The following is a 12,356-nucleotide window of genomic DNA, read 5'->3' as shown; positions in this document are numbered from 1 at the left end:
AATTGCATGATCCCAGATTTTGAATCCGCAAGTCGCGCCGACGCCGTGAGCGGTTCGGATGGCATGGCCGACCGCACCTTTTCCCGCCGCATGTTCGATACATGAATCGACTCGCGGCTTGCAGCCGAACGACCTCGACACGGCGAGGCGAGACAATGGAGATCGTGATGCAACGGGGACTGCCGCAGATGCCCACTGACTGGGACTACGGTTCGATCAGCACACTGCTGAGCGCCCTGCACGCGCGCAAGGTTTCTGCGTCGGAGTTGATCGAGCATACGATCGCGCGCATCGAGGCGCTGGACGGGCGGATCAATGCCGTCGTCGTTCGCGATTTCGATCGCGCAAGAGACGCCGCACGCGCCGCCGATGCCGCGCTTGGCCGCGGCGAGCAGCAGCCATTGCTCGGCATCCCCGTGACGTTGAAAGAACCGTTCAACGTCGCCGGCCTGCCGACGACATGGGGCTTTCCGCATTTCAGGGATTTCCAGCCGGCGGAGGACGCCCTTGTCGTCTCGCGGTTGAAGGCGGCGGGCGCTGTCATCATCGGCAAGACCAACATCCCGATCGGTCTGCGGGATTTTCAGAGCTACAATGAGATCTACGGGACGACGAACAATCCATGGGATCTCGGCCGATCGCCCGGCGGCTCCTCAGGCGGATCGGGCGCGGCGCTGGCCGCGGGGTTCGGACCGCTCTCGATCGGCTCGGACATCGGCGGCTCGATCCGGGTACCTGCGCATTTCTGCGGTGTGTTCGGACACAAGCCGAGCCTCGGCCTGGTCCCGCTGCGCGGATACAGCCTGCCGCCGGCGCCGCCCGTGCCTGGCCAGGGCGATCTGGCCGTCGTCGGGCCGATGACGCGCACCGCCTCGGATCTTGCGCTCGCCCTCGACGTGATCGCCGGCCCCGACGAGACGCGCGACGGGATCGGCTATCGTCTTGCGTTGCCGGCCCCCCGACACGACCAGCTCAGGGATTTCAGGATCCTCGTGATCGATGCGCATCCGCTGATGCCGACAGGCGATGCCGTGCGTTCCGCCATCGGACGGTTGTCGGAACGGCTCGAACGATCAGGCGCACGGGTTTCGCGGTCGAGCGCATCGCTGCCCGATCTCGCCGAGTCCGCGCGGCTTTACATGAAGCTGCTCAACGCCGCGCGCAGCCCGCGCCTGACACCGGCCGCCCTCGCGGAGGCGCAAGGAGTTGCCGCGGCACTCTCGCCCGAGGACCGCAGCCTGCAGGCCGAGCGCGCGCGGGGCTGGGCGATGGTCCATCGTGAATGGCTGGCGACCGATGCGGCGCGCCTGCGGCTGCAACAACGATGGCAGGAGCTGTTCCGAGATTTCGACGCAGTGATCTATCCGGCCGCGGCCATGCCGGCGTTTCCACAGGACCAGTCCGAGCCGTTCGACGCGCGGCAACTCGATATCGACGGACAGCTCTACAACTATGCCGATGCGTGCTTCATCTGGGCAGACCCCGCTTCGACCTGCGGACTGCCTGCGACCACCGTTCCGATCGAGCGCACGCCATCGGGCCTGCCGATCGGCGTCCAGATCATCGGGCCTTATCTCGAGGACCGCACCACGATTGCGCTCGCCGGACTGATGGAACGCGAGTTCGGCGGCTTCGTCCCGCCGCCGTTGCTGTCTGCCAAGTAATGACGAGCTGATCGAGGGCGATTAAGTTCTGTTGGCCGACTGCGCTTCGACCGCCTGCACGGCGACACTCGCGACCTGCTGCAACGCTTCGCGGTCCGAGCCCGAAGACGCCATCACGCCCATACCGACGGATACCGCTGAGACATAGCGCGCGAGCGCGGCGGGATCTGAAGTCGGCTTGAGATCGCCTTCGGCCTTTGCGCGAATGAAGCGATCGCGAAGCTGGTCCTCGTTCTCGGCGCGGCGGGCGGCGAGTTCAAAAGGGACGCTCTCTGATCCGGTGCCGCATGCAATGCCGCCCTGCACGAGCAGGCAGCCCGGCGGGTTGGCCGGATCAGTTTGCTTGTCCGCGATGCCCATCAGCATCCGCTCGGCGACGTCGCGGGCGGTGGGTGCCGCCACCACCTCGTCCATCCAGACGTTGCGCAGTTTGGTATAGCGGTCGAGTGCGGCCTTCAGCAGCCCTTCCTTGTTGCCGAAACAGGCATAGAGGCTGGGCGGATTTATCCCCATGGCCTCGGTCAATTGAGCGATCGTGGCACCCTCGTAGCCATGGCGCCAAAACACTTCCATCGCCTGGTCCAACGCCGTTTCGGCGTCGAATTCGCGGGGGCGTCCCATGCCCATGTGCCTGTTCTCCTCGAAATCGGCGTCGTCCCTGAGCCTAACGCCCGATCCTATCTCTTTGTTCTCGCTTTATTTTCTCTTCCACTTGCCAACTCTTGCGGTAAGGGGCTACAATTTTCTTAGCGGACGGTACATAAGTATCTTGCGCTGCGGTATCCAGCTCCACATCTGTAGTGAACACTACATATCTGGAGCGCGCAAATGCCCCCCTCCCAAAATACCTCTCGCCCTGGCCGTGTCCGCCGCCTTCTCGGCGGCGTCGCCATCATGGGCGCTCTCGTCGTAGCCGGCTCGATCGCGACCGGCCATTATTTTCGTGCCGCGCAGGCGACCGCGACCGCCGCGGCCGAGCAAGCCGTCCCCGTCACTGTCGCGCTGATCGAACCAAAGCAGACGGTGCTGTGGGACGATTTCTCCGGCCGGCTCGAGGCCATCCAACGCGTCGAGCTTCGCCCGCGCGTGGCCGGCGCGATCCTTTCGACCAACTTCACCGAAGGTGCGCTGGTGAAGGCAGGCGACGTCCTGTTCAAGATCGACCCGGCGCCCTACGCGGCCGAGGTCGACAAGGCCGCGGCCCAGCTCGAAGCTGCGAAAGCGCGCGTCGTGTTCACGCAGAATGAGCTGGAGCGCGGCGCGCAACTGGTGGGCAACGCGGTGGTCACGCGGCGCGACTACGACCAGCGCGACAACGCCAACCGCGAGGCCATCGCCAACGTGAAGGCGGCCGAGGCGACGCTCCAGACCGCAAAACTCAATCTCGATTATACCGAGGTACGTGCGCCCGTGGACGGCCGCGTCGGCAAGATCGAAATCACCGTCGGCAATCTCGTCGCCGCCGGCACCGCCTCTCCGGTGCTGACCTCGCTGGTCTCGGTCAATCCGATCTATGCGTCATTCGATGCGGATGAAGAGCTGGTGGTGCGGGCGTTGAACTCGATTTCCGAGGACTCCGGCAAGCGCGGCAATCTCGACCAGATCCCGGTCGCGATGGCGACCTCCGGCGGTCTCTCGGCGAAGGGGCACATCCAGCTCATCGACAACCAGGTCAACGGCCAAAGCGGCACCATCCGTGTCCGCGCGGTGTTCGACAACGAGGACGGGCGTCTCATCCCCGGTCAGTTCGCCCGCGTGCGCATGGGCCAGCCCAAGCAGCAATCGCTGGTCATGATCGACGAGCGCGCGATCGGTACCGACCAGGACAAGAAGTTCGTAATGGCGGTCGGCGACGATAGCCGCGCGGTCTACCGGTCGATCACGCTCGGCGGCTCGGTGGACGGGTTGCGTATCGTGACGGCCGGGCTGAAGACCGGCGACCGCATCATCGTCAACGGCCTCCAGCGCGTGCGCCCGGGTGCCCTGCTCAAGACGGAGATCGCGGCAATGGGCGCGCGCGGGCCGCAGCAGGCATCCAACCACAGCAATCAGGACGTCGTGCAGCGTTAGCGTCTCCGCCATGCCGGAGCGCGCGGGCAGCGCGAACCGGAATGTCGAAATCGTTGAACTACCTAGACATACTTCTGGATTCCGGGTTCGCGGCTTTGTCCGCGCCCCGGAATGACGGGAGAGTCATCTCTCGCGCCGGGGCAAGGCCATGAATCTCTCGAAATTCTTCATCGATCGTCCGATTTTCGCCGGCGTGCTGTCGGTCCTGATCTTTCTCGCGGGCCTGATCTCGCTGTTCGCGATGCCGATCTCGGAATATCCCGACGTCGTGCCGCCCTCGGTGGTGGTGCGCGCAACCTATCCCGGCGCCAATCCGAAGGTGATCGCGGAAACGGTGGCGACGCCGATCGAGGAGCAGATCAACGGCGTCGAGAACATGCTCTACATGTCGAGCCAGGCGACCACCGACGGCGCGATGACGCTGACGGTGACGTTCCGGCTCGGCACCGATCCTGACAAGGCGACGCAGCTGGTGCAGAACCGCGTGCAGCAGGCCGAGCCGCGCCTGCCCGCCGTGGTGCGGCAGCTCGGCATCATCACCAAGAAGTCCTCGCCCGACCTCACCATGGTCGTGCATCTGCTGTCGCCAAACAATCGCTACGACATGACGTATTTGCGCAACTACGCCGTGCTCAACGTCAAGGACCGGCTGGCGCGGATCGACGGCGTCGGCGACGTTCAACTCTATGGCGCCGGCGACTATTCGATGCGGGTGTGGGTCGATCCGCAGAAGGCAGCCGAGCACGGCCTCACCGCAAGCGACATCGTCAAGTCGATCCAGGCGCAGAACGTCGAGGCCGCCGCCGGCGTGGTCGGCTCGTCCCCGAACGTCAAGGGCATCGACCTGCAACTGTCCGTCAACGCCGAGGGACGGCTTGCGAACGAGGAGCAGTTCGGCGACATCGTGGTCAAGACCGGCACGCGTGGCGAGGTGGTGCGGCTGCGCGACGTCGCACGCATCGAGCTCGGCGCCTCGCAATACGGCCTGCGTTCGCTGCTCGACAACAAGCAGGCGGTTGCGATCCCGATCTTCCAGGCGCCCGGCTCCAATGCGCTCGAGATTTCCGACCACGTTCGGGCCACCATGGCCGAGATCAAGAAGAACATGCCGGAAGGCGTGTCCTACCAGATCGTCTACGACCCGACCCAATTCGTCCGCTCGTCGATCGAGGCCGTGATCCACACGCTGCTGGAGGCGATCGCGCTGGTGGTGCTGGTGGTGATCCTGTTCCTCCAGACCTGGCGCGCCTCGATCATTCCGCTGCTGGCGGTGCCCGTGTCGATCGTCGGCACCTTCGCCGTGATGCACGTCTTCGGCTTCTCCATCAACGCGCTCAGCCTGTTCGGCCTGGTGCTTGCGATCGGCATCGTGGTCGACGACGCCATCGTGGTGGTCGAGAACGTCGAGCGCAACATCGAGGGCGGGCTATCGCCGCGCGATGCGACCTACCAGGCGATGCGCGAGGTGTCGGGGCCGATCATCGCGATCGCCATGGTTCTGATCGCCGTGTTCGTGCCGCTCGCCTTCATCTCCGGCCTCACCGGGCAATTCTACAAGCAGTTCGCGCTGACGATCGCGATCTCGACCGTGATCTCGGCCGTCAACTCGCTGACGCTGTCGCCGGCGTTGTCGGCCCTGCTGCTCAAGGGACACAACGAGCCGAAAGACCGGCTGACCATCATCATGGAAAAGGGCCTCGGCTGGTTCTTCCGCGGCTTCAACAAGGTGTTCACACGCTCGTCGGAGAATTACAGCGGCACCGTCACCAAGGTGATCTCGGGCAAGGCGGCCGTCATGGGCCTCTATGTGCTCCTGGTCGGCCTCACCGCCTTCCTGTTCCAGCAGGTCCCGAGCGGCTTCGTGCCGGGTCAGGACAAGCAGTATCTGGTCGGGTTCTCACGACTGCCTGATGGCGCAACGCTGGACCGCACCGAAGACGTCATCCGCAAGATGAGCGACATCGCGCTGACCCAGCCCGGTGTCGAGAGCTCGGTTGCATTCCCGGGCCTGTCGATCTCGGGCTTCACCAACTCCTCCAACGCCGGCATCGTGTTCTCAACGCTGAAGCCGTTCGACGAGCGCAAGGGCCCCGCGCTGAGCGGCAATGCAATCGCGGCCGACCTCAACAAGAAATACGCGGGGATTCAGGAGGCCTTCATCGCCATGTTCCCACCGCCGCCGGTCAACGGTCTCGGCACCATCGGCGGCTTCAAGCTGCAGATCGAGGATCGCGCCGGCCTCGGCTATGAGGCGCTGAACCAGGCGACGAATGCGTTCATGGCGGCGATGCAGAAGGCACCGGAGATCGCCGGCGTGTTCTCGAGCTTCCAGGTCAACGTGCCCCAGCTCTTTGCCGACATCGACCGCACCAAGGCGCTCCAGCTCGGCGTCCCCGTGACGGAGGTGTTCAACACGCTCCAGATCTATCTCGGTTCCTACTACGTCAACGACTTCAACAAGTTTGGCCGCACCTATTCCGTTTACGTGCAGGCCGACGCGCCGTTCCGCGCGCGTGCCGACGACATCAGGCAGTTGAAGGTGCGCTCGTCCTCCGGCGACATGGTGCCGCTGTCGGCGTTGCTCACGATCCGCCAGAGCGCGGGCCCCGAGCGCGCGATCCGCTACAACGGCTTCCTGTCCTCCGACATCAACGCGGCGGCTGCGCCCGGCTTTTCCTCCGGCCAGGCACAGGAGGTGGCGACGCGGATCGCGGCGGAGACATTGCCGCCCGGCTTCGCCTTCGAATGGACCGACCTGACCTATCAGGAGTTCATCGCCGGCAATTCCGGCCTCTGGGTGTTCCCGCTGGCGATCCTGCTGGTGTTCCTGGTGCTGGCCGCACTCTATGAAAGCCTGACCTTGCCGCTCTCGATCCTCATGATCGTGCCGATGGGCCTGTTGGCTGCGATGTTCGGCGTCTGGATCTCCAAGGGCGACAACAACGTCTTCACCCAGATCGGCTTGATCGTGCTGGTTGGACTCTCGGCCAAGAACGCGATCCTGATCGTCGAATTCGCGCGCGAGCTCGAGTTCGCAGGCCGCACGCCGATCCGGGCCGCGATCGAGGCGAGCCGGCTGCGGTTGCGCCCGATCCTGATGACGTCGATGGCATTCATCATGGGCGTCTTGCCGCTGGTGTTGTCCACCGGCGCAGGCTCGGAGATGCGGCGCGCCATGGGCGTCGCCGTGTTCTCCGGCATGATCGGCGTCACCGTGTTCGGCCTGTTCCTGACGCCGGTGTTTTATGTGCTGCTGCGGACCGTCACCGGCATGAAGCCGCTGACGCATCACGGCAACGATACCAGCGCAGCGCCGGTGCAACCCGTCGGGCACTAGATCAGGGAAATCCCCGACAGCAACAACAGAACGAGCACGGTCTTGCGAAAGACCGTCTCGTTGACCCTGTGGAAGGCGATTACGCCGAGCGCGGAGCCTGCGAACAGCGCCGGCAGGCTGACCGCGAGATCGACGAAGACTTTTGACGACAGATCCTGATGTCCGACCAGCAGCGCGATCGCGAACAGCTGCATCGCGGCGATGAACGGCTGCACCAGGCCGCGCTGCTCGCTCTTGGGCATGCCGCGCATGTCGCACCAGATCGTCGGGATCGCGCCGGGCATCGCGGTCAGCCCGCCGACCAGCCCTCCCCCGAACCCGATCAAGGCAACCCAATGCCGCCCGACCGCCTCGCCGGCCGTCACCAACGTCGGCCGCAGCAACATGTAGGCCGCATAGAGTGCAACGATGATGCCGAAGCCGCGCCGGAGCAGATGCGTATCGGTGCTCTGGAGCAGCGATACCGCAATGGGAACGCCGATCAAGCCACCGACGATCAGCAGCAGGCTGCCTTCCCAGCGGATATTGCGTCGAAGCGCCCACAGATTGGTGGCCTGCACGCCGATGCTGCACGCCATCATCAACGGCACGGCTTCGAGCGGCTGAAACATTCGGAGCAGGATGGCGCCCGCCACCGCCGAGAAGGCAAATCCCGAGAGCCCGGAGACGAAGGCACCGGCGAACACGGCGACGCTGAGCAGCATCAGAGTCGTGACATCAGGCACAATCCGCCCTCCGGTCAATCGTAGGTAATTTGCGAGACAGGGACCTCGGCGCTCTCCGTGCAAGCGGCCGGCTCGAGTGGGGCCGACGGATGCATCGCGTAAGCGTGAGATCGCTCCACCATCGCGAGGCCGACCAGTTGGAGCGTGACGAGCGCCGCGGTCAGCGCGATCGCGACGACGTTGACGTTACGCACGTTCGAATTTGGGGTGTCCGGCGGCGCGCTCGCACCCATCAGATCCGTGGGCATTTTCTGCAATATCCTCTTCGTTGCTGACCGGAATGATTTCATTCAAACGCAATGTTTCGTGCGGCTGCTCCAGCAGATGGCGATAGCGTTGCAACACGCGCTGCGCGTCGATTTCTCGCTGCGCGCGGAGTACCGCGCCTATGCGGGCGACGATATCGCGGAACCTGCCTGTCAGAACCGGTGACGCCGTTCGCATGACAATCTCCTCTCAACCTGCTCGAGAGGTTGACGGGATCCACTTCCGTCTGCAGTGAATTGCTTCACACAAATGCCCGATACGTCGAACAACAGACCGTGTGATGTTCAGTAGAATAGAGCGCGGAAAATCGCGTCATTCGATCGAACGACGCGCGATAACTTTCTAATGATGTTTCTGATTGAACCTATTGCGAGCTGCAGCGACTCGCCTGCGTTTTTGAACGCGTCTCAGTGCACGAGCGGATTGGAGAATCCAGCTGCCAGCTTGACGAGATCGGCTTGACGAGAAACGCCGGTCTTGGCGAACACCCGATGCAAATGCGTCTTCACCGTCGTCTCCGCGATGCCGAGCGCAACCGCGGTCTCCGGCACGCCGCCGACATCGACGATCGACTGCAAGACCCTCAGTTCCGCAGGGGTGAGTTCGAAGGTGCGATCAATGAGACCGGCACACGAGCGGCCGTCGAGTTCCGCTTTCCAGATGAACAAGGCTCCTACGGCCGAACTGCGCTCGGCCGTCCCCTCGCGCAGCAATGATGGCAGCGCGATGATTTGCGCGACGTAGTAGGAACCGTCACGCGACGTCAGCGGAATTTTCCGACCCGAAGATGCCGCCAAAGCGACTTCGCTTGTGTCGCGGAAAATATCGCGCAACGCCGAACTTACGGTGGAGGAGCTTGCCACCAACCGGCCCGAGACAGACCGCAGGACATCATCGACGGCCAGGATTCTCTCCGCGGCCGAATTGCTGTGGACGATATGACAGGTCGAATCGAGCAGGATGACACCCGCATTCAACTGGTCCACGACGTCGGCGAGCGCGATCGCGCGCTGCTGCTTCCGTTCGATCGCCCGGTTGATCAGCAACGCCCGGCTCGCATGCGGAACCAGGAACTGCATCCGCGCCCGTTGCTCGGCGTCGAGCATCCCCCTGCCCGGGATCACCGTCATCAGCATCGGACAGGGCGACTTCGACTGCTCCAGCACCACGTTGGCGACGTCGACGCAGCCCTGGGGGCGCAGCCATTCCTGGTAGAAGCGGCCGCGGCGATATTCGTCGAAATCCACGAGATCGGGAATGTTGCGCACCTCGCCATAGCGCGGAAGCCGAGCGAGCGGGTCGTACCGGGAGTAGGTCTCCGCATAGAGCTGAATGTAGTGCGGATCGACCCCGCAGTAATAATGCGTCGCGCCTGATTTGCTGACCGGGTCCTTCGAAATCAGACCACAGGCCTGGCTGCCGATGAAGGCATTGAGCTTGACAACGACCTCGCTCCACAACTCCGGGTGGAGACCCGCGTCATAGATAGTCTCGATCAACTCGGACGGCTTTGGAGGTCGGGGCATCGGAAGAGCCAATGGTGACACATGGAGATGGCGACATGTTCTTCATGCCTAGCGGCTTCCGTGAGTCTTGCGCGGGAGCGAAAGGTTCAATCGTGATGGCAAAATCAACGGTCTAGTTGACGAGCGGATTGGAGAATCCTGCAGCAAGCTTGACAAGATCAGCCTGACGCGAAACGCCCGTCTTGGCGAACACGCGATGCAGATGCGTCTTCGCCGTCGTTTCCGCGATACCGAGCGCGACCGCCGTCTCCGGGACGCCGCCAACCTCGACGATCGACAGGAACACGCGCAGCTCGGCCGGTGTAAGGTCGAATGTCCGCGCGATCAATTCGCCGTAGGACTGTCCGCCGGGCGATACCTTGCGCAGCAGCAGCGCACCGACGGCATCGATCACCCGCTCGCTGCGGTCCCGCAGGACGGACGACAGCGGCAGGATGTGCGCGACGTAGCGCTCGCCCGAAGGCGAAAGCAGCGAAAACGCATGCCCCTTTGTGGCAGGCAGGGTTATTTCATTGCGGGTCGCGAACGCTTCCCGCAGCGTCTGATTGGCCTCCGCACTGCTGGTCACCAATTGCCCCGCAACGGACCGAACCAGATCGTCGGCCGCAAGCAAATCGTGCCCCGCGGAATTCGCGTGCACCACCCGGCAGAAACCATCGAGCAGGAAGATGCCACAGGCAAGATTGTCCAGGACCTCCGCCAACGCCGTCGCCAGCGACAGTTGCGAGGTCATGGCGCGGTTGATCAGCAACGCGCGGCTGGCGTGCGGGACGACCAGCGAGAGGCGGTGCTTCATCACGGGATCCACCATCCGGCGGCCCGACAGCACCGTCATCATCACCGGGCAGCTCGGATTCGAATTCTCGAGCACGACGTTGGCCGCATCGCTGCAACCCTGCGGCCGCATCCATTCCTGGTAAAAGCGTCCTCGCCGATATTCATCGAAATTGACGAGATCCGGGATGCTGACGATCTGGCCATGCGGCGGCAGGACCGTCAGCGGATCGAACTTCGAATGCGTCTCGGAATAGAGCCGGATGTAGTGCGGGTCCGCCCCGCAATAATAGTGCGTGACGCCAAATTTGCTGATCGAGTCCTTGGAAAACAGCCCGCAGGCCTGGCCGCCGACGAAGTCGCGGATGCCGGTGACGACGTTATTCCACAGCGAGGGATCGAGCCCGGCATCGTAGATGGCCTCGACCAGGTCGGGCAGTTTCCGTGGTCCGTGCATGGCTATAAATGGCCTGGGTGATCGACATCACCAAGCATACCACAACCACAGCATGCGGCATCCTCCGATCGGAGGACGCCGGCCCGGCGGATGGAGCCCGGCCGGAACGAACGGGTATCCGTTTCGGGCGCTACTGATGCGGAGTTGCGATACCCGCACCGGGACGCTCACGCCTCGTCCCAGCCGACCTTCTCCACATTCTCCGACCAGACCGCGGCGCGATAGATCTCGCGCCCGTCGGTGTCTCTGACCCGGATGCAGGCATCGCGGCCGCGCAAATCGTCGCGCCAGACGAACAGGTGGCTTGCCATCTCGTTGGCCACCACGAATGTCGCTTCGGGGCATTCGAACACCATGCCACCCGGATCGATCTTCACGATATTGCCGAGCATAAGATCAAAGAAAAAACGGCGCATGCAACACAAGACTCCAACTGCGGGCGGCGCATGCCCGTGCCGTCTCCAATCGGCATTTGACCTGACATTCAATCGCGCGCGGTCACGACATCTCGCGGCTCCTGACGTCACTGGGCGTGGCGCCATAAGTCCGCCGGAAGCAGCGGTTGAAATAGGAGAGATCGCCGAAACCGACATCGTAGGCGATCGAGCTGACCGTCCGCTCGGCGTATCCGGGTTCGCGCAACATGCGATGCGCACGCTTGACGCGTTGTTCGATCAGGAAGGACGAGAACGTCTTGCCGTCGGCCTCGAACAGACGCTGGAGATAACGCGGCGTCACGCCGAGTTCCTGGGCAACCGTGGCGACGGAGAGATCCTGCCGCCAGCAATTGTTGGCGATGGAGACTTTAGCCTTCTGCAGCCGTGCCGCCTTGACGCCGCGCCGCCCGGCCAGCTCCCGCGGCTCGTTGGTGGCACCGAGGACGATTGCCAGAAGATCGTGCAGATGCCCGACCCCGAGCTTGCGCAAATTGGGCATCGCGAATGCCTTCTCCCGCACCAGCGTTACCGCGTAATCGAGCAGCAATCGAAGTCCCGTCGAGCTCTCCGGCATCACCCGCATCACGGCGTCATCGACATCCACGATCATCGGCGCCAGCACGCGTCTCGGCACACGGAGCGAGAAACAGCTACCCAGGGACAATCGCTCGAACGTCGTTACGTCCTCCGCGCTGGTCAGGACGGCCTCTCCCGCACGAAGGCTCAGATCGTGTCCCCGCTCGGATATCCCAAGCACGCCAGATCGATTCACGATCAGGGCCAGACTGTCGTCGCCGTCGGCAACCAGGTGCTTGGTACGAATGACCCGCGCTCCGCACAATCCTCCCATCAGCAATTGGGCTTCCGGCAAGACGTGGGAGGTGAAGCTCGCCGCGAACGGCTTTCCTTCCCTCACCTCGACCTCCGCCTTCAACACCCCGCGGCAGTAGAAATCGCGAAGCAGCGGGATACGCTCGTTTTCGGGAATTTCGTTCGTTGAAACATTGATAACGGAAAAATCAAATTGGCTCACTGCAATCCTCCAACCGACGAGCAGGTCCGGCCATGCGCTGTCGTTTCCTCACACTCGCGTTTGACG

General features: G+C 63.5%; 11 protein-coding genes. 3 read left to right on the top strand and 8 right to left on the bottom strand.

Annotated elements, in window-relative coordinates; all coding sequences use genetic code 11:
* Positions 1–167 precede the first annotated feature (167 nt).
* A complete protein-coding gene (locus IVB47_RS10645) occupies positions 168–1,664 on the top strand; it encodes an amidase (protein ID WP_247461464.1) in 1,497 nt (498 codons plus the stop codon).
* Positions 1,665–1,685: 21 nt separating this feature from the next.
* Here IVB47_RS10645 and IVB47_RS10640 read toward each other — a convergent pair whose 3' ends face one another.
* On the bottom strand, positions 1,686–2,291 hold the full coding sequence (locus tag IVB47_RS10640; protein ID WP_247461462.1) for a TetR/AcrR family transcriptional regulator: 606 nt from the start codon (positions 2,289–2,291) through the stop codon (positions 1,686–1,688).
* Between the two features lie 201 nt (positions 2,292–2,492).
* On the opposite strand from IVB47_RS10640, the gene IVB47_RS10635 reads away from it, so the two are divergent.
* Complete coding sequence (locus IVB47_RS10635) at positions 2,493–3,734, top strand: efflux RND transporter periplasmic adaptor subunit (protein WP_247461460.1); 1,242 nt, start codon at positions 2,493–2,495, stop codon at positions 3,732–3,734.
* 148 nt (positions 3,735–3,882) lie between these two features.
* On the top strand, positions 3,883–7,071 hold the full coding sequence (locus IVB47_RS10630; protein WP_247461458.1) for a multidrug efflux RND transporter permease subunit: 3,189 nt from the start codon (positions 3,883–3,885) through the stop codon (positions 7,069–7,071).
* Here the strand turns inward: IVB47_RS10630 and IVB47_RS10625 are convergent.
* The 7 genes from IVB47_RS10625 to IVB47_RS10595 all read right to left on the bottom strand — a co-directional run bounded on the left by IVB47_RS10625 (position 7,068) and on the right by IVB47_RS10595 (position 12,290).
* Positions 7,068–7,796, bottom strand: coding sequence for a sulfite exporter TauE/SafE family protein (locus tag IVB47_RS10625; RefSeq protein WP_247461456.1), 729 nt, complete (start codon positions 7,794–7,796; stop codon positions 7,068–7,070). The genes IVB47_RS10630 and IVB47_RS10625 overlap by 4 nt on opposite strands.
* 14 nt (positions 7,797–7,810) lie before the next feature.
* Complete coding sequence (locus IVB47_RS10620) at positions 7,811–7,990, bottom strand: hypothetical protein (protein ID WP_247461454.1); 180 nt, start codon at positions 7,988–7,990, stop codon at positions 7,811–7,813.
* On the bottom strand, positions 7,983–8,240 hold the full coding sequence (locus IVB47_RS10615) for a hypothetical protein (RefSeq protein ID WP_247461452.1): 258 nt from the start codon (positions 8,238–8,240) through the stop codon (positions 7,983–7,985). The genes IVB47_RS10620 and IVB47_RS10615 overlap by 8 nt, the downstream gene beginning before the upstream one ends.
* A gap of 230 nt (positions 8,241–8,470) precedes the next feature.
* Positions 8,471–9,589: a helix-turn-helix transcriptional regulator gene (locus tag IVB47_RS10610; RefSeq protein ID WP_247461450.1), complete on the bottom strand. Its 1,119-nt coding sequence runs from the start codon at positions 9,587–9,589 to the stop codon at positions 8,471–8,473.
* 112 nt (positions 9,590–9,701) lie between these two features.
* Positions 9,702–10,820, bottom strand: coding sequence for a helix-turn-helix transcriptional regulator (locus IVB47_RS10605; protein WP_247461448.1), 1,119 nt, complete (start codon positions 10,818–10,820; stop codon positions 9,702–9,704).
* A gap of 167 nt (positions 10,821–10,987) precedes the next feature.
* Complete coding sequence (locus IVB47_RS10600; RefSeq protein WP_027569497.1) at positions 10,988–11,236, bottom strand: hypothetical protein; 249 nt, start codon at positions 11,234–11,236, stop codon at positions 10,988–10,990.
* Positions 11,237–11,318: 82 nt separating this feature from the next.
* Positions 11,319–12,290: an AraC family transcriptional regulator gene (locus tag IVB47_RS10595; protein WP_247461447.1), complete on the bottom strand. Its 972-nt coding sequence runs from the start codon at positions 12,288–12,290 to the stop codon at positions 11,319–11,321.
* Positions 12,291–12,356: the final 66 nt, after the last annotated feature.

The sequence above is a fragment of the Bradyrhizobium sp. 62 genome, assembly GCF_023073035.1.
In the GTDB taxonomy this organism is placed as follows: Bacteria; Pseudomonadota; Alphaproteobacteria; order Rhizobiales; family Xanthobacteraceae; genus Bradyrhizobium.
Note: the sequence above shows the minus strand (reverse complement) of the source record. Positions and strands in the feature narration are given on the sequence as shown.